The organism is Microbacterium hydrocarbonoxydans, from assembly GCF_900105205.1.
Taxonomy (GTDB): Bacteria; Actinomycetota; Actinomycetes; order Actinomycetales; family Microbacteriaceae; genus Microbacterium; species Microbacterium hydrocarbonoxydans.
The window spans coordinates 3,141,245-3,158,544 of the sequence record NZ_FNSQ01000005.1; the positions used below are offsets into that span (position 1 = coordinate 3,141,245).

Annotated in this window: 14 protein-coding genes; 9 read left to right on the forward strand and 5 right to left on the reverse strand. The window is 70.0% G+C overall.

Annotated features, from left to right (window positions below):
- Positions 1-72: 72 nt before the first annotated feature.
- From BLW44_RS15415 to BLW44_RS15425, 3 genes are read left to right on the forward strand one after another with little or no spacing between them, the layout of a single operon-like run.
- Positions 73-927, forward strand: coding sequence for an alpha/beta hydrolase (locus BLW44_RS15415; RefSeq protein ID WP_060928386.1), 855 nt, complete (start codon positions 73-75; stop codon positions 925-927).
- Entirely contained in the window at positions 924-2,960 is a 2,037-nt protein-coding gene (locus BLW44_RS15420) for a bifunctional rhamnulose-1-phosphate aldolase/short-chain dehydrogenase (protein WP_060928376.1), read from the forward strand. The genes BLW44_RS15415 and BLW44_RS15420 overlap by 4 nt, the downstream gene beginning before the upstream one ends.
- Positions 2,957-4,354, forward strand: coding sequence for a rhamnulokinase (locus BLW44_RS15425; RefSeq protein WP_060928375.1), 1,398 nt, complete (start codon positions 2,957-2,959; stop codon positions 4,352-4,354). Before BLW44_RS15420 ends, BLW44_RS15425 begins: the two co-directional genes overlap by 4 nt.
- 264 nt (positions 4,355-4,618) lie before the next feature.
- On the opposite strand, the gene rhaS is transcribed toward BLW44_RS15425, so the two are convergent.
- From rhaS to BLW44_RS15445, 4 genes are read right to left on the reverse strand one after another with little or no spacing between them, the layout of a single operon-like run.
- Complete coding sequence (gene rhaS, locus BLW44_RS15430) at positions 4,619-5,662, reverse strand: rhamnose ABC transporter substrate-binding protein (RefSeq protein WP_060928374.1); 1,044 nt, start codon at positions 5,660-5,662, stop codon at positions 4,619-4,621.
- A gap of 55 nt (positions 5,663-5,717) precedes the next feature.
- Positions 5,718-6,767, reverse strand: coding sequence for an ABC transporter permease (locus tag BLW44_RS15435; RefSeq protein WP_060928373.1), 1,050 nt, complete (start codon positions 6,765-6,767; stop codon positions 5,718-5,720).
- Positions 6,764-7,795, reverse strand: a complete 1,032-nt coding sequence (locus BLW44_RS15440; protein WP_060928372.1) for an ABC transporter permease — start codon at positions 7,793-7,795, stop codon at positions 6,764-6,766. Before BLW44_RS15440 ends, BLW44_RS15435 begins: the two co-directional genes overlap by 4 nt.
- Entirely contained in the window at positions 7,792-9,321 is a 1,530-nt protein-coding gene (locus BLW44_RS15445) for a sugar ABC transporter ATP-binding protein (protein WP_060928371.1), read from the reverse strand. Before BLW44_RS15445 ends, BLW44_RS15440 begins: the two co-directional genes overlap by 4 nt.
- A gap of 150 nt (positions 9,322-9,471) precedes the next feature.
- On the opposite strand from BLW44_RS15445, the gene BLW44_RS15450 reads away from it, so the two are divergent.
- Positions 9,472-10,479, forward strand: a complete 1,008-nt coding sequence (locus BLW44_RS15450; protein WP_060928370.1) for a LacI family DNA-binding transcriptional regulator — start codon at positions 9,472-9,474, stop codon at positions 10,477-10,479.
- Between the two features lie 192 nt (positions 10,480-10,671).
- Here the strand turns inward: BLW44_RS15450 and BLW44_RS15455 are convergent, their stop codons facing one another.
- Entirely contained in the window at positions 10,672-11,763 is a 1,092-nt protein-coding gene (locus tag BLW44_RS15455; protein WP_245647375.1) for a M24 family metallopeptidase, read from the reverse strand.
- A gap of 83 nt (positions 11,764-11,846) precedes the next feature.
- Between BLW44_RS15455 and BLW44_RS15460 the strand changes: the two genes are divergently transcribed.
- The 5 genes from BLW44_RS15460 (at position 11,847) to BLW44_RS15480 (ending at position 17,226) form a co-directional block, all read left to right on the forward strand.
- Positions 11,847-12,848, forward strand: coding sequence for a LacI family DNA-binding transcriptional regulator (locus BLW44_RS15460; protein WP_060926358.1), 1,002 nt, complete (start codon positions 11,847-11,849; stop codon positions 12,846-12,848).
- 95 nt (positions 12,849-12,943) lie between these two features.
- Positions 12,944-14,272: a Gfo/Idh/MocA family protein gene (locus BLW44_RS15465; protein ID WP_060926359.1), complete on the forward strand. Its 1,329-nt coding sequence runs from the start codon at positions 12,944-12,946 to the stop codon at positions 14,270-14,272.
- A complete protein-coding gene (locus BLW44_RS15470) occupies positions 14,269-15,192 on the forward strand; it encodes an NAD-dependent epimerase/dehydratase family protein (protein WP_060926360.1) in 924 nt (307 codons plus the stop codon). Before BLW44_RS15465 ends, BLW44_RS15470 begins: the two co-directional genes overlap by 4 nt.
- Positions 15,193-15,202: 10 nt before the next feature.
- Entirely contained in the window at positions 15,203-16,102 is a 900-nt protein-coding gene (locus BLW44_RS15475; RefSeq protein ID WP_060926361.1) for a 5-dehydro-4-deoxyglucarate dehydratase, read from the forward strand.
- The gene (locus tag BLW44_RS15480) at positions 16,099-17,226 is read left to right on the forward strand and encodes a mandelate racemase/muconate lactonizing enzyme family protein (protein ID WP_060926362.1); all 1,128 of its coding nucleotides are present in this window, start codon (positions 16,099-16,101) and stop codon (positions 17,224-17,226) included. Before BLW44_RS15475 ends, BLW44_RS15480 begins: the two co-directional genes overlap by 4 nt.
- Positions 17,227-17,300 lie beyond the last annotated feature (74 nt).

The following is a 17,300-nucleotide window of genomic DNA, read 5'->3' on the forward strand; positions in this document are numbered from 1 at the left end:
GCATCCTGAGCCGTCGGAATGCGGGAGCCGATCCCCGCATCCCGACGCCCCATCGACAGAACGGATGACGCCGTGAACGACCAGGTGCTCGACGGCCCGCATGGGCCGCTGCGCGTGCGCGTCTATACGCCCTCCGCACCGGCCGGCCCCGGACTCGTCTGGGTGCACGGTGGAGGGTTCGCCGCCGGCGAGATCGACATGCCGGAGGCCGACTGGGTCGCCGAGCGGTTCGCCGAGCGCGGCATCGCCGTGGTGTCGGTCGACTACGCCCTGGCTCCCCTCCCTCGCACCCGGGCCGCCGCGGCCGGGGCACCTGAGCGAGCGGGCGTGCACTACCCGGTCGCCTCCGACGAGGTGGAGTTCGCCTTCCGCTGGGCGGTCGAGTCCGGTCTCGCCCGTGGCCCCTGGTCTCTGGGCGGAGCGAGCGCCGGCGGCAACCTCGCCACCGGTGCGGCACTGCGCCTCAGCCACGGTACAGGCCCCGTGCCCGCGCTGGCTGTGCTCGCCTATCCGACCCTGCACGCCGTGCAGGGCGCACCGGATGCGGCACTCCGCGCGGCTCTCGACTCGGATCCCGATGCCGACGTGTTCGGCCCCGAACCGGTGCGCGGCATGTACGAGAACTACCTCGGGGGGCCGATCGAGGACGCCGACATCTACGCCGTGCCCGGCACGGCATCCGTCGCCGAGCTCCGCGGCTTCCCCGCCACGATCATGATCACCGGCGAGGTCGACGAGCTGCGCGTCTCCGGCGAGGCCTTCGCCGCCGCGCTGCGCGACGCGGGCGTCGACCTCGACATCTCCATCGAACCTGGCACACGCCACGGCCACCTCAATCAGCCCGAACTCGCGGCGGCGACAGCATCGATCGACCGCTTCGCCGCGCGCATCCTCGCCACTTCTCCCGAGAACAAGGAACAGCCATGACCAACCCCACCGCCGCCGCCCTCATCGAGCGGTCGAACCGCCTGGGCGCCGACCCCAAGAACACCAACTACGCCGGTGGCAACACCTCGGCGAAGGGCACGGAGACCGACCCCGTCACGGGTCAGCCCGTCGAGCTGATGTGGGTCAAGGGATCCGGTGGCGACCTCGGCACGCTGAAGGAGCAGGGTCTCGCCGTGCTGCGCCTCGACCGCATGCGCGCGCTCGTCGACGTCTACCCGGGTCTTGACCGCGAAGACGAGATGGTCGCCGCGTTCGACTACTGCCTGCACGGCAAGGGCGGTGCCGCTCCGTCGATCGACACCGCGATGCACGGCCTCGTCGACGCCGCGCACGTCGACCACCTGCACCCCGACTCGGGTATCGCGATCGCGACCGCGGCCGACGGCGAGGAGCTGACCGCGAAGATCTTCGGCGACAAGGTCGTGTGGGTTCCGTGGCGTCGCCCCGGCTTCCAGCTCGGACTCGACATCGCCGCGATCAAGGCGAAGAACCCGCAGGCCATCGGCACGATCCTCGGAGGCCACGGCATCACCGCCTGGGGTGACACGTCGGAGGAGGCGGAAGCGAACTCCCTCTGGGTCATCGACACTGCGGCCGCCTACATCGAGGCGAACGGCAAGTCCGATCCGTTCGGCGGCGTCCGTGCCGGCTTCGAGGCGCTTCCCGAGACCGAGCGCCGCGAGCGCGCCGCGGCCCTCGCCGGCACCATCCGCGGGATCGCGTCGACCGACAAGCCGATGGTCGGTCACTTCACCGACTCCGACGTCGTCCTCGACTTCCTCGCCTCCGAGCGCGCTCCCGAGCTCGCGGCGCTCGGCACCAGCTGCCCCGACCACTTCCTGCGCACCAAGGTCAAGCCGCTGATCCTCGACCTGCCTGTCACGGCATCCGCCGACGAGCAGATCGCCCGCCTGCACGAGCTGCACACCGAGTACCGCGCCGACTACCAGGCCTACTACGACGCGCACGCGACGTCGGACTCCCCCGCGATCCGCGGCGCCGACCCGCTCATCGTGCTCGTGCCCGGCATCGGGATGTTCTCGTACGGTGCGAACAAGCAGACCGCCCGTGTCGCCGGCGAGTTCTACGTCAACGCGATCAACGTGATGCGCGGCGCCGAGGCGCTGTCGACGTACTCCCCCATCTCCGACGCCGAGAAGTTCAACATCGAGTACTGGGCGCTGGAAGAGGCCAAGCTGCAGCGCATGCCGAAGCCGAAGTCGCACCAGGGGCGCATCGCCTTCGTCACCGGAGCCGCCAGCGGTATCGGCAAGGCCATCGCCACCCGCCTAGCGGCCGAGGGCGCCTGTGTCGTCATCGCCGACCTCGACCTCGAGAAGGCGCAGGCGGCCGCTGCCGAGCTGGGAAACACCGACGTCGCGATCGGCGTCGCGGCGAACGTCGCCGATGCGGATGCCATCCAGGCCGCTCTGAACGACGCCGTGCTGGCGTTCGGCGGCGTCGACCTCGTCGTCAACAACGCCGGGCTCTCGCTGTCGAAGCCGCTGCTCGAGACCACCGAGAAGGACTGGGATCTGCAGCACGATGTCATGGCCAAGGGCTCGTTCCTCGTGTCGAAGGCCGCAGCCCGTGTGCTGATCGACCAGAAGCTCGGCGGCGACATCATCTACATCTCGTCGAAGAACTCCGTCTTCGCGGGTCCCAACAACATCGCCTACTCCGCGACCAAGGCCGACCAGGCGCACCAGGTGCGGCTGCTGGCCGTCGAGCTCGGCGAGTTCGGCATCCGCGTCAACGGCATCAACCCCGACGGCGTCGTGCGCGGCTCTGGCATCTTCGCCTCCGGCTGGGGCGCGAACCGCGCCGCGACCTACGGCGTCGCCGAAGAGGACCTCGGCCAGTTCTACGCCAACCGCACGATCCTCAAGCGCGAGGTCGTCCCCGAGAACGTGGCGGATGCCGTCTACGTGCTGACGGGTCCCGAGCTCAGCCGCACCACGGGCCTGCACATCCCCGTGGACTCCGGCGTCGCTGCGGCGTTCCTGCGATGACGGTCCGGTCCGTCGCCGCCGTCGACCTCGGTGCGACCAGCGGTCGCGTCATGATCGGCCGGATCGGCGACGGCCGGCTCGACCTCGAACTCGTCTCGCGGTTCCCCAATGGGCCCGTCGAGCGCGAGGACGGCCTGCACTGGGACTTCGGCGCCCTCTACGAGCACGTCGTCGCCGGGCTTGCCGAGGCCGTGCGCCGAGAGCCGGGCATCGAGAGCATCGGCATCGACTCCTGGGCGGTCGACTACGGCCTGCTCCGAGACGGGGACCTGCTCGCCGAGCCGTTCCACTACCGCGATGCCCGCACGGCACGCGGGGTCGACGAGGTGCACGCGATCGCCGGGTTCGACGAGCTCTACCGACGCAACGGGCTGCAGTTCCTGCCCTTCAACACGCTCTACCAGTACCGTGTCGACTCCCGGCTGGCGGATGCGGATGCCGCGTTGCTGATCCCCGATCTCATCGCCTTCCTGCTCACCGGAAGGGCCGTCGCCGAACACACGAACGCCTCGACCACCGGACTCCTCGGCGTCGACTCGGGCGAGTGGGACGCCGAGCTGGCGGAGCGCCTCGGCATCCCGTCGCGCATCCTGCCGACGCTCGTCGACCCCGGCGAGACGATCGGCACGCTTCGCGCGGATCTGGTCGCACGCATCGGCAAGGACCTGCCCGTGATCGCGGTCGGCTCGCACGACACGGCATCCGCTGTCGTCGCCGCTCCCCTGTCGACCCCGCACTCGGCGTACATCTCCTGCGGCACGTGGGGGCTGGTCGGCATCGAGCTGACCGAGCCGGTGCTGACGGATGCCGCCCGCGACGCGAACTTCACCCACGAGCTCGGTGTCGACCGCCGCTACCGGTTCCTGCACAACGTGACGGGGCTGTGGCTGCTGAGTGAGACCGTGCGGGCATGGGAGGCGGAGGACGGGTTGGCGATCGACCTGCCGGAGCTGCTCGCCGCGGCATCCGCGGTGACCGGCGACGTGCCGATCTTCGACGCGAACGACTCGTCGCTCAGTGCACCGGGAGACATGCCCGCCCGCATCGCGGCGCTGCTCGGTGCGGCTGCGCCGTCGACCCGACCCGGCTTCGCTCGGTCGATCGTCGAGTCGATCGCGGCCGCGTTCGGGGAGGCGGTGCAGACCGCATCCGATCTGTCCGGGCGGGAGCTCGACAGCATCCATCTGGTCGGAGGCGGCTCGTTGAACCGTCTGCTCTGCCAGGCCACCGCCGACCGCACCGGGCTCCCCGTACTGGCCGGTCCCGTCGAGGCGACGGCGCTCGGCAACGTGCTGGTGCAGGCGCGCGCGCTCGGTGCCGCGCCCGCCTCGCTCGAGGAACTGCGCGCGCTCGTCGCCGCGACCCACGAGCCGGAGCTCTTCTCGCCCCGCTGACCTCGGCCTCCCGCCCCCTCTCCCGGGTCTGGCCCCGTCCCGGCCCGCCCTACCCCCTACGGCCCGCCTGCACCCGCCGGCCCGCCTGCACCCGCCGGCCCGCCTGCACCCGCCGGCCCCGTGCACACCTGCATGCCCAGATCACGGATGGATGCCGAGAACACCCTTTCTCGGCATCCATCCGTCGTCTCGGCATGCATTCGTACCGAAAGACACGAAAAGGGGCGCCGAGGCCGAAGCCCCGACGCCCCTCACGAACCCGACTCAGAAGTCGAAATCGCCGATGTTGTCCGCGTTGAACTCGAACGGGTCGCCGAGCAGCACGACGCCGTCGGCTCCGACGGTGTACTCGCCCAGGTCACCGGCGTCGAAGGTGTCGCCCTCTTCGCCCGTGATCTCGCCCTCCACGAGCGCCTTGGCTGCGAAGGCCGCGAGGTAGCCGAGGTCGGCCGGGTTCCACAGTGCGAACGCCGTGACGGTGCCGTCCTCGACGTACTCGCGCATCTGGTTCGGGGTGCCGAGACCGGTGATCGCGACCTTGCCCTTGAAGTCGGAGGTCGAGACGTAGCGGGCGGCCGCAGCGATGCCGACCGTGGTGGGCGAGATGATGCCCTTCAGGTTCGGGTGGCTCTGCAGCAGGGCCGCCGTCTTGTCGAACGAGGTCTGGTCGTCGTCGTCGCCGTAGACGGTCTCGACCAGGGTGATGTCGGGGTAGTCGCTGGCGATGTACTCCTTCATCAGCTCGATCCACGCGTTCTGGTTTGTCGCGTTGGCCGACGCCGACAGGATGGCGACCTCGCCGGCTCCGCCGATCTGGTCAGCGATCAGGTCGACCTGCACCTTGGCGATGCCCTCGGAGTCGGCCTGGTTGATGAACAGGTCGCGGCACTCGGGGTTCGTGTCGGAGTCGAAGGTGACCACCTTGACGCCCGCGTCCCGCGCCTCGTTCAGCGCGTCGCAGATCGCCTTCGGGTCGTTGGCCGAGACGACCAGCGCGCCGACGGCCTGCTGCGTCGCGGTGTTGATGTAGCTGACCTGGGCGTCAGGGGTGGCCTCGGCCGGACCGACCTCGGCGAAGGTGCCGCCGAACTCCTCGACGGCCTTCTTGCCACCCTCGCTGGAGGTGTCGAAGTACGGGTTTCCGAGGTTCTTGGGCAGGAACGTGATGGCGAGGTTGTCGGACCCGCCCTCCCCTTCCGAGCCCGATCCGCCGGATCCGCCGCTGGTGTCGGCGCAGCCGCTCAGCACGAGCGCTGCGGCCACGGCGACCGCCGCGAAGCCGGCGATCCTCTTACGTGCAAACGTCATTGTTCTTCCTTTCGTGATGATCACCGCAGGCGGATGCCGGCGATGAGAGGCTGCCTCATGGTGCGGGAGAGGCTGCTACGCGGAGCGGCGGACCGGCCTTCGCACGGACGCGCTGCGCCCAGGCGAGGACGCTGGCTGCGACGACCGAGAAGATCAGCAGCCCGCCGGTGATGATGTTGATGACGTCGGAGGTGACCCCGGCGAGACGCAGGCTGCTGCCGAGCACCCCGATGAGGAGCACTGCGGCGACGACGCCGTGCAGGTGCCCGCGCCCGCCGAAGACCGAGACGCCGCCGAGTACGACGGCCGCGATCACCTGCAGTTCGAGACCTGTGGCGTTGTCGCCTCGGGCGCTGCCGAACCGAAGCGTGTAGAAGATGCCCGCGAATGCTGCGACGACGCCGGACAGCACGAACAGGATGAACTTCGTCCGTTCGACGTTCACGCCCGAGAATCGCGCGGCATCCTTCGACAGTCCGATCGCGAAGACCCCGCGGCCGAACGGCGTGAAGTGCAGCAGCACGACGAAGAGCACGAGCAGGATGAGGAACGGGATCACGATGTACGGGATCGTCGTGCCGGCGATCTTCGCCTTCGCCAGAGCGGTCCACGTCTCGGGGAAGTCGGTCACGGCCGTGGTTCCGAGGAGTCCGACCGCGAGACCGCGGAAGAGAGCGAGCGTGCCGATCGTGACGGCGAGCGAGGGCAGTCCGACGATCGTCACGAGGAAGCCGTTGAACGCTCCCCCGACGACGCCGACGAGGAGGGCTGCGAGCGCCGCGACCTCGAACGGCGCGCCCGATTCGGTGAGCACCCCCGTGACGACGCTCGCGAGACCCACCATGGATCCGACGGAGAGGTCGATCTCGCCGGTGATCATGACCAGGGTCATCGGCAGTGCGATGAGCAGGATCGGCGAGACATCGAGCAGCAGGTAGTTCGCGGTGATCGGCTGCGCGAACCCGCGGATCGTGACGGCGGCGACGATCGTCACCAGCACGAGCAGCGCGATGATCGCGAACTCGCGGTTGATGAAGATGCGCCGCCAGAGCGGACGGTCGTAGTCGCGGATGACGCGGGTCGAGGTCGTCGTCGTGGTGGTCATGATTCGTCCCTCGCCTCGATGAGCTGGCGTCTCTGTCTCACCGCGAGCACGCGGTCGAGCACGATGGCCCCGATGATCAGCACGCCGACCACGGCACGCTGCCAGAAGTCCGGAATGCCGAGGATCGGCAGCGCACGGTTGATGGTCATCAGGAGCATGGCGCCGATGGCCGCGCCCCAGACGGTGCCGACACCGCCGGTGATCGCGATGCCGCCGATGACGGCTGCTCCGACCGCATCCAGCTCCCAGCCGCTGCCGGCCTGCGAGCTGATCGATCCGTAGCGCGCGGCATAGAAGACGCCGGCGAGACCGGCGAGTGCCCCGGAGAGGATGAACGCCGAGAGCACCCGGCGGGTGACCTTGAGTCCGTAGAGCTCGGCGGCCGACGGGTCGGAGCCGATCGCGTAGTACTCGCGACCCCCGCGGGTGTTGCGCAGGTACCAGGCGGCGAGCGCGAGCACGATCACGGCGATGATCGACAGCACAGGGATGAACAGCACCTGCTGCGTGCCGAGGCCGAGGAAGTCCTTGGGCATGTCGGAGGCGTTGATGCGGTCGCTGCCGGTCCACAGCACGTTTATGCCGCGGTAGGCATACAAGGTGCCGAGCGTGATGACCATCGCCGGAACCTTCGCGAAGGCCACCAGAGCGCCGTTCACGAGACCGAGGAAGGCGCCGAGCAGGACGGCCGCGATCACGACGACCACGATCGGGATGCCGGGGACGTCGACGAACAGGCGTCCGGTGAGGTAGGCAGTGAGGCCCATCACAGAGCCGACCGACAGGTCGACGTTGCGCGTGATGATCACGATCGCCTGGCCGACCGCGACCAGCATGAGGATCGACGGCGTGAGCAGCAGGTCGCGCCAGCCGTCGGAGCTGAAGAGGAAGGCCGGGTTCTTGACAGTCGCGGCGATCACCACGACGACGAGGGCGGCGAGGATGCCGAACTCGCGCGCGCGGCCGATGCCGCCGGGCTTCTTCGCGATCGCCGGAGCGGCGGCCGCGGGTGCGGTGGTGGTGCTCATGAGTGCAGCTCCGATGAGTGGGTGGCGGCGAACATGACGTTCTCGCTGGTGGCGTCGTCGCGGGAGATCTCGGCGGTGATCCGGCCCTCGCGCATCACGAGGACGCGGTCGGCCATGCCCAGCACCTCGGGCAGCTCGGACGAGATCATCAGGATGCCCATGCCCTCGCCGGCCAGTTGCGACAGCAGCCGGTGCACCTCGGACTTGGTGCCGACGTCGATGCCGCGGGTCGGCTCGTCGATGATCAGGACGCGTGGGTCGGTCGCCAGCCACTTGGCCAGCACGACCTTCTGCTGATTGCCTCCGGAGAGAGTGGATGCCACGGTGTCGAGCGCGTGCGTCTTCACCTCCAGGCGCGAGGCCCACTCCTTCGCGGCGCGGTTCTCGATGCCGTTCGTGATCAGACCCCACTTCGAGAGGCGCCGACGGATGGCGAGCGTGATGTTGCCGCCGACGCTCGCGTCGATCACGAGGCCCTGCTTGCGGCGGTCCTCGGGCACGAGTGCGAGTCCGCTGCGCATCGCGGCGGTCGGGTTGCGGCGGGCGACGCCTGCGCCGAGCATCCGCACCTCTCCCTCGTCGTACGGGTCGACGCCGAAGACGGCGCGGGCGACCTCGCTGCGACCGGCACCGACGAGGCCCGCGAGAGCGACGATCTCGCCGGCGCGCACGTTGAACGAGATGTCGTGGAAGACGCCGGGCCGGTTCAGTCCGGTGACCTCCAGCAGCGGCTCGCCGACGACGGCCGCCTGCTTCGGGAAGAGCTCGGTGACGTCGCGTCCGACCATCTGTCGGACGAGGTCGTCGACGGTGGTCTCTGCGATGGGGGTCGTGGCGATATACGCGCCGTCGCGCATGACCGTGACGGTGTCGCACAGGTCGAAGACCTCGTCGAAGCGGTGCGAGATGAAGAGGATCGCTCGCCCCTCGTCGCGAAGGCTCCGGGCGACCGCGAACAGCCGATCGACCTCGACGCCGCTGAGTGCCGCGGTCGGCTCGTCCATGATCAGCACGCTGGCGTCGAGCGAGATCGCCTTCGCGATCTCGATGATCTGCTGGTCGGCGATCGACAGACCTTCGGTGATGCGATCGGGATCGAGCGTCACGCCCAGGCGGCGGAAGATCTGGTCCACCTCGGTGCGCATGGCCTTGCGGTCGATGCGGCCGAGGACGCCGGTGGGCTGACGTCCCATGAAGATGTTCTCGGTGACCGAGAGATCGGGGAACAGTGTCGGCTCCTGGTAGATGACCGCGATTCCCGCGGCCTTCGACTGGGCGGTACTGGTGAAGTCGACGTCATCGCCGTGCAGACGGAAGTCTCCGGAGTCGCGCCGATAGAGGCCCGCCATGATCTTGACGAGCGTCGACTTGCCCGCACCGTTCTCTCCGATGAGGGCGTGGATCGAACCGGGGCGAAGCGTCAGGCTGCCGGAGCGGAGCGCGACGACGGGGCCGAAGGACTTCACGACCCGATGCAGCTCGAGCGCGGTGGGGGGAGCGCTGCGGGCGGAGGCTGCGTCTACCACTGGCTTTCCTCTCCGTTGAGGGGGATGATGATCGGAATGAACTTTACCTGAATCGATTCAAGCTCGTTTCAGGCTAGTGTATGTGATGCCGGTCTCAGGTCAACCCCCGATGCCGAAGCGTGATCCGCCCGACGACGAGAGGACAGCCGAATGCCGATCAGCATCCGCGATGTCGCCGTTCGCGCGGGCGTCTCGGTCGGCACGGTCTCCAACGTCCTGAACCGCCCGGACGAGGTCTCCAGCGAATCCGTCGAACGCGTGACCCAGGCGATCGAGGAGCTCGGCTACGTGCGCAACGACGCCGCGCGCAAACTCAGAGCAGGGGTCAGCACGACCGTCGGATTCGTGGTCCTCGACGGGCAGAACCCCTTCTACAACGACGTGGTCCGCGGTGCCGAGGACGAAGCATCCAGCCATGGGATCGCCATTCTGTACGGCAATACCGACGAGGATCCGTCACGGGAGAAGGTCTACCTCGACCTGTTCCGCGAGCAGCAGGTGCGCGGGCTGCTCATCGCCCCGTACGGCGACGTCATGACGCAGCTGCGCCGGTTCCGCTCGAGCGGCATCGCGACGGTGCTCGTCGACAGGTTCAGCGCCGACAGCGGCTTCTCGTCGGTCTCGGTCGACAGCGTCGCCGGGGGACGACTGGCGGTCGAGCATCTGATCGAGGGAGGGCGGCGGCGCATCGCGTTCGTCGGCGGCCCCTTCGACATCCGCCAGGTCACGGATCGCCTGGCCGGCGCCAGAGCGGCCGCGGAGAATGCGGCCGTGCACATCGAGCTCGAGGTCGTTCCCACCTCGGCGATGACCGTCGAGGAGGGAGTCGCGGCCGGCGCACGCCTGCTCACGCGCCCGCGACGGGAGTGGCCGGATGCGCTGTTCGCCGCCAACGACCTCCTCGCGCTCGGTCTGCTGCAGTCCCTCGTCTCGGGAGGGCGCGTCCTCGTGCCGGACGAGATCGCCCTGATCGGGTTCGACGACAACCCGTTCGCGGCAGCGGCGGCGGTGCCGCTGTCATCCATCCGCCAGCCCAGTCGCATGATCGGCCGCACCGCGCTGCGCATCGTGCTCGAAGAGGCGGCGGACCCGGAGAGCATCCCCCGTCAGACGGTGTTCCCGCCTGAACTCATCGTCCGTCGCTCGACCAGCGGCTGACCCCACCCGCCCTCGCCCCCGACCCGCCCCCACCTGGCTCCACCCGGCCACCCGGCCCGGCTCCGCCCACTTGCATGCCGAAAAGACAGATGCATGCCGGAACCGGCGATTCCGGCATGCATCCGTCATCCGAGCATGCATTTGGAAGTCGACCCGGCGATTTCGGCATGCATCCGTCATCCGAGCATGCATTCAGCAGCGGACGAATGCCTCGGCCTCGGCGTCGGCGCCCGCCTCACCCGTCCCGCCGTACGGCCGCGCGAGCGGCCGCCGCAGCCCCTCGTAGTCGACCGAGGGCCAGCGGTCATCGACCGTGAGGACCTCCCATCCCTCTGGTGCGAGAAGCATGGTGTCCTCCACCTTGACCCCCGGCGCGGTCGGGTTCCACGCGAACGCCTGATGCTCGACGATCACGTCGTCGGTGGATGCGGTCGCGCGCGGGTCGCGGCCGGCATAGCCGGTCGGCCCGCCCTGGTGATGCCGTCGCCACTCGTCGGCGTCGAAGCCGAACCGCGCGTACGCCGCCGTCCCCGCGGCGAAGGCGTCCGAAAGCCGCGCTCCCGGCACGGACCCATCGAGGAACGCCCGCTCGACCCCCCACAGCGGCTCGTCGTCGACCGGCTCGCCGATCCATCGCGTCGCGTTCGCGATCAGCCCGTTCTTGCGTCCGCACACGACGACCATCACGCGATCACCCAGCACGCCGGCGGTGGGCAGCGGATGCCGGAACCCCTGACGCGCGGCACCGGCGACCAGCACGACGAGCGGATCGATCCCCCGCGTGACGAGCGCGGCCGACACCTCGGCGGCCACCATCCGTTCGCTCTCTGCGGGGTCCACCACGCCGAGCACGTCCGTCAGCGCCTCCGCCGTCTCCCGTCCGAGTGCGCGGTAGCGCCCGCGGTCCCCCGGCAGCAATCGGGCGCGAGCAGCCCGCAGCGCGGCAGCGACGTCGGCCTCCGGCACGGCCGCATGCTCGGCAGCCGCGATAGACGGCGGGGTCCACCACGGCACGCGGATCACCCGCTCGGCGTCCTCCGGCAGCAGCTCCTCCGCGATCAGCCGGTCGGCCTCGTTGTCGGCGACGAAGAGCGTATCTCCGGCATCCGAGGCCAGCACCGCCAGGACCGGCGGTCCGGCCAGTGAGACGTGGGTGCGCGCGCCGTCGAGGTACCACGACACCGCCTCGTGCGAGGTGAGCAGAAGCGGCTCTCCGCCGAGCTCCCGGCGCACACGCGCGACTCTCTCCTGCTTCTCGACGCGATCCTCGGATGCTCCGGCCATGCGACCCTCTCCTCGCAAAACGTTTTCTCGTAGTATGACGACAGCCGCGACCGAACGCGGGCGGAGTCGACGGAGGGATGCGGATGGCACGTGCCGCACGCCCCGGAATCACCGACGTCGCGAAGCTCGCCGGTGTCTCCCTCTCGACCGTGTCGCGGGCCATGAACGGCAACCCGACCGTCGATCCCGCACTCGCCGAGCGGGTGCGAGCGGCGGCCGCGCAACTCGGCTACACCGCGAGTCCCGTCGCTCGGAGCCTGGTGCTCGGCCGCACCCAGACCGTCGCGGTCGTCATCCCGGATCTGGAGAACCCGACGTTCCAGGCGATCCTGCGAGGACTCAGTCGGGCGGCCGCCGCCGACGGCTATCACGTCCTGGTCGCGGATTCGCGGGAGGACCTGGACGAGGAGCATGCGCTCGCGCGGGCCACGCGGTTGCGCACCGACGGCGTCATCCTGTGCGCGCCGCGCATGTCCGAGGACGAGCTCGCTGAGGTGCTCCCGGCCCTCTCCCCCGCCGTCGTCGTCAACCGCGGACCGCAGACCGGTACACCCGTCGTCGGTGCCGACTACGAGGCGGGCACGCGGCAGATCCTCGACCACCTGACCGCTCTCGGACACCGGCGGCTCGTGTACCTCGCGGGCGCGACCCGCAGCGTGACTCACCGCGCGCGACAGGCGGCGATCGCCGCGGCAGTGCGGGACGGCGACGGGCTCGAGGTCGAGGAGATCACCGCCGGCGTGGATTTCGACAGCGGCACCGCCGTCGCCGACCGGGTGCTCGCCACCGGCGCCACCGCGGTCATCGCCTACAACGACCTCGTCGCGATGGGACTGCTCTCCGCACTGACGATCCGCCTGATCGACGTGCCGCGGCAACTGTCGATCACGGGATTCGACGACATTCCGTTCGCGGCCTACACCTCGCCGCCGCTCACGACGGCTGCGGTCCCGGCGGTCGAGCTCGGCGCGGCCGCCTGGACCGCGATGCACGCGCAGCTCACGGCCGATGAGCCGACACCGATGCTCACGCTGACCCCGACCCTGGTCGTGCGCGGCAGCACGGCGATCCCGCACAGCGCCTGACGGGCACGCCACCTCCCGCATCCTCTGGCCCGAATCAGCCGCTGTGCTATCGTCAAGAAAACGTTTCCTGAGTTCGAGATCACCGAAGGATCACGATGACGAAGACCCGCTACGCCCTGGCCGGTGCCGGGGTCCGCGCGCAGATGTACGTCGAGGCGATCGTGGGCGCGCACCGCGACCGCGCCGAGCTCGTCGCGATCGTGGAACCGAATCCGGTGCGAGCGGCCTATCACTCCGCCCGTGTCACCGAAGCCGGTGCACCGGCTCCTCGCCTCGCCTCTCCGGCAGAGCTCGAAGACGTCATCCGCGACGCACGGGTCGACCGCGTCATCATCTGCTCCCGAGACGATCTGCACGCCGAGCTCATCGTGCGCTCGCTCGAGGCCGGCGCCGATGTCGTGGTCGAGAAGCCACTCACGATCGATGCGGCGAGCGCCGCATCGATCGAGGACGCTGTCGCCCGCACGGGCCGGCAGGTCGTGCTCACCTTCAACTACCGCTACTCCCCGCGTAACAGCGCTCTGCGCCAGGTGATCCAGGACGGCACGATCGGGGAAGTCACCTCTGTCGACTTCTCCTGGATGCTCGACACGAACCATGGCGCGGACTACTTCCGCCGCTGGCATCGGGAGAAGAAGAACTCCGGTGGTCTGCTCGTGCACAAGTCGAGCCATCACTTCGACCTGGTGAACTGGTGGATCCGCTCGCAGCCGACCCGCGTCTTCGCGTCGGGCGGACTGCGGTTCTACGGTGCGGAGAACGCGGCACGGCGGGGTCTCGGCGAGCGGCCCGCTCGCGGCACTCACGACGGCGGCGACCTGTTCGAGCTCGACCTGCGCGCCGACGAGCGGCTGACCGCGCTGTACCTCGACGCCGAGCAGCACGACGGCTACCGGCGCGATCTCGACGTCTTCAGTGCGGGCATCACGATCGAGGACAATCTGGCGCTCGTCGTCGACTACGCCTCGGGGGCGACGATGTCGTATTCGCTGAACGCGCATTCACCCTGGGAGGGGTACCGGGTCGCGGTCAACGGCACCCTCGGCCGGGCCGAGCTCGAGGTCGTCGAACGCGGTGCCGTGCTCGCCGGCGATGGCCTGCATCCGCACATCGATCCGAGCCTCTCGGGCGGCGACGGCACGACGACCCTCCGCCCCGAGGGCGAGCGGCTGATCGTGCAGCGGCACTGGGAGGCGGCGTACGAGGTGCCCATCGACGGCGGCGACAGCGGGCATGGCGGCGGCGACGAGCTGCTGCTCTCGGACGTCTTCATCGGACCGGGTGACGATCCGCTGGCACGTCCGGCGGACTGGTCGGACGGCATCCGCTCGATCGCCGTGGGCATCGCCGGCAACCGCTCACTCGAGACCGGGCTGCCGGTGAAGGTCTCGGACCTCGGCATCGCCCTCCTGGCCGACGGATGAGGATCGTCGTCACCGGCGGCTCCGGCAGGCTCGGGCGCACACTCGTGACGGGCCTCGCGGACGCAGGGCACGAGATCGTCTCGCTCGACCGGCGGCCGACGGAGCACCTCGACCGCGCCGGGGTCACGCAATGCGCTCTCGACCTCGAGGATGCGGATGCCACGGCGTGGACCCTCGCCGACACCAGGGCCGACGCGCTGATCCATCTCGCGGCGATCGCCGTGCCGTTCAGCGCCCCCGAGGACGTCATCCTCCGCACGAACGCCGCACTCGCCCAGTCGGTGCTCGGCGGAGCGGTACGCGCAGGCATCCGCCGCGTGGTCGCCGCATCCAGCCCGACCGTGATCGGCTACGGCGCACCCCGAGGCTGGACTCCCGAGCGCCTTCCGCTCGATGAGACGTCGCCCGTCGAGCCGTGGAACGCCTACGCGCTGTCGAAGCTGCTGATCGAGCAGGCCGTCGCGATGCTGCGCAGGCAGACCGGCGACGACGTCCGGTTCGCCTCCTTCCGGCCCTGCTACGTGATCACCCCCGACGAGTGGACAGGCGCCCCCACCCAGCAGGGGCATACGGTGCTTCAGCGCCTCGACGACCCGGCGCTGTCTGCTCCCGCGCTGTTCAACTATGTCGACGCCCGTGACGTCGCGGGTTTCGCCGACACGCTGCTGCGGGCACTCGACGACATCCCCAACGGCGAGGTCTTCTTCGTCGGAGCCGATGACGCACTCGCCCGGCGCCCGCTGAGCGAGCTTCTGCCGCAGTTCCATCCCGGCACGGAGCGGGCGGCGACGGCCCTCACCTCGACCGCGCCCGCCTTCTCCTCCGCGAAGGCTGCGAGGCTCCTCGGCTGGCGCCCGATGCGGAGCTGGCGCACCGAACTCGCGACCGCGCCCGCGCCAGCCACCGCCACCTCCGCCTGAAAGGCTCGACATGGACTTCGACGGCATCCTCTTCTTCCCGGTGACCCCCTTCACGGAGCGGGGCTCCGTCGACCACGAGCTGCTGGCCGCGCACGTCACGACCGGCGTGGAGGCGGGAGCCGGGGGCGTCTTCCCGGCGTGCGGGACGGGCGAGTTCCATGCCCTGTCGGCGAACGAGGCCGCCGCCGTCACGCGCACGGCGGTCGCTGCGGTGGCCGGTCGCGTGCCGGTCGTCGCCGGAGCCGGCGGGCCGCTCGGCCACGCAATGGAGGTCGCCCGTGCCGCAGCGGATGCCGGTGCCGACGCGCTGCTCATCCTGCCGCCCTACCTCGTCGGCGGCACTCAGGAAGGGCTGATCGGCTACGTCGAGCAGCTCGCCGCCGCGGCCGACCTCCCCGTGATCGTGTACCACCGCGGCACCGCGCAGTACTCGGTCCCGGCCATGCGACGACTCGCAGCGAACCCGAGGGTCGTGGGCTTCAAAGACGGCATGGGCGACATCGGCGCCACGCAGTCGATCGTGCGCGCCGTCGCCGAGGAGGGGCGCGCTGACTTCGCGTTCTTCAACGGTCTGCTCACCGCCGAGCTGACGCAGGGCGCGTATCGGGGCATCGGTGTGCCGCTGTACTCCTCGGCGGCTTTCGCGATGGCCCCCGACCTCGCGAACGCCTACTACCGTGCCTACGTCGACGGCGACGAGGCCCGACGCCTCGCCCTCCTGGACGGCTTCTACCGCCCGCTCGTCGACCTGCGCGACGAAGCCCCCGGGTTCGGCGTCTCGCTGATCAAGGCCGGGCTCCGCCTCTCGGGCCTCGCGGTCGGCTCGGTGCGCCCGCCCCTCGTCGGTCCGTCCCCGACGCAGGAGGCCCGACTGGCCGACATCCTCGCGGCGGGACGCGCGCTGCTGTGACGACCGTCCGCAGCCTCACGACGCGCCTCCAGAGGGTGCCGCTGACGCGCCCATGGGGCTCCGACGTGACCTCGGTGGGCGTGGTCGCGACCCATGTCGTGCGCTCGGACGGCACAGAAGGATGGGGCTTCTCCTGGAGTCCGCAGATCGGGGCGCGCGCGGTGCAGGCGCTCCTCGATCACGACATCGCCCCGACGGCGGTCGGCCGCACGGCGACTCCCGGCATCCTCTGGCGGGACATGTGGGAGCACCTGCATGAAGCAGGAGGCGGCGGCATCACGACGATCGCGCTCGCAGGGCTCGATCTGGCGCTGTGGGATGCCGAGGCCAGAGCGGCCGGCGTTTCGGTGTCGCAGCTGCTCGGCCGCCACCGCGAGCGTGTGCGGGCCTACGGATCCGGAGTGAACCTGCACTACTCCCTCGACGACCTGCTCGCCCAGGTGCAGCGCTGGATCGACGACGGCTTCGAGGCGGTGAAGATCAAGGTCGGTAAGCCCGATCTCGCCGAGGACGTCGAGCGGGTGAGCGCGGTGCGCGCGCTCCTGGGACCGGACCGCGCCCTGATGATCGACGCCAACCAGCGGTGGGACCTCGCAACGGCGACCTCGTCGATCGAGGCACTGTCGGCCTTCGAGCTCGCCTGGATCGAGGAGCCGCTGCGCGCCGACGACCTCGCGGGGCACGCCGAGCTCGCCCGGCGCATCGAGGTGCCGATCGCCCTCGGCGAGAACCTGCACACGGTGCACCGGTTCGACGACTTCCTCAGCGCCGGCGCCGCGCAGATCGTACAGCCCAACATCGTGCGGGTCGGCGGCATCACGCCGTTCCTCCGCATCGCCGAACGGGCGGCGGCGCACGGTGCAGCCCTGCATCCGCACCTCCTGCCCGAGCTCTCCGGACAGCTGGCGCTGGCGCTGCCGATGACGGGCCACGAGGTCCTCGTGGAGGATGTCGAGGATGCCGGGTTCGGCGCGCTCGGCGCCCTCGTCGATCCGTCGCCGGTGACCATCGCCCACGGCCAACTCGTCGAGAACCCGCATCGGGGGCTCGGCCTCCGCTTTGCACCGCTGCTCACCGCTGAATCCGCCCAATCCACCGACGCCATCCGAGAGGACCGATCATGACCGTCGCGCGACTCCCGCATCGCCGGAGCGGCGTGCTCACGCTTCCCGCCTGAGCGCGCCGTTCCGTCGCCGTC

Coding starts and splice junctions, on each gene's coding strand:
- BLW44_RS15465 (WP_060926359.1), top strand. CDS start 12,944: ATGACGAAGACCCGCTACGCCCTGGCCGGTGCCGGGGTCCGCGCGCAG.
- BLW44_RS15440 (WP_060928372.1), bottom strand. CDS start 7,795: ATGAGCACCACCACCGCACCCGCGGCCGCCGCTCCGGCGATCGCGAAG.
- BLW44_RS15475 (WP_060926361.1), top strand. CDS start 15,203: ATGGACTTCGACGGCATCCTCTTCTTCCCGGTGACCCCCTTCACGGAG.
- BLW44_RS15435 (WP_060928373.1), bottom strand. CDS start 6,767: ATGACCACCACGACGACGACCTCGACCCGCGTCATCCGCGACTACGAC.
- BLW44_RS15470 (WP_060926360.1), top strand. CDS start 14,269: ATGAGGATCGTCGTCACCGGCGGCTCCGGCAGGCTCGGGCGCACACTC.
- BLW44_RS15460 (WP_060926358.1), top strand. CDS start 11,847: ATGGCACGTGCCGCACGCCCCGGAATCACCGACGTCGCGAAGCTCGCC.
- BLW44_RS15450 (WP_060928370.1), top strand. CDS start 9,472: ATGCCGATCAGCATCCGCGATGTCGCCGTTCGCGCGGGCGTCTCGGTC.
- BLW44_RS15420 (WP_060928376.1), top strand. CDS start 924: ATGACCAACCCCACCGCCGCCGCCCTCATCGAGCGGTCGAACCGCCTG.
- rhaS (WP_060928374.1), bottom strand. CDS start 5,662: ATGACGTTTGCACGTAAGAGGATCGCCGGCTTCGCGGCGGTCGCCGTG.
- BLW44_RS15425 (WP_060928375.1), top strand. CDS start 2,957: ATGACGGTCCGGTCCGTCGCCGCCGTCGACCTCGGTGCGACCAGCGGT.
- BLW44_RS15455 (WP_245647375.1), bottom strand. CDS start 11,763: ATGGCCGGAGCATCCGAGGATCGCGTCGAGAAGCAGGAGAGAGTCGCG.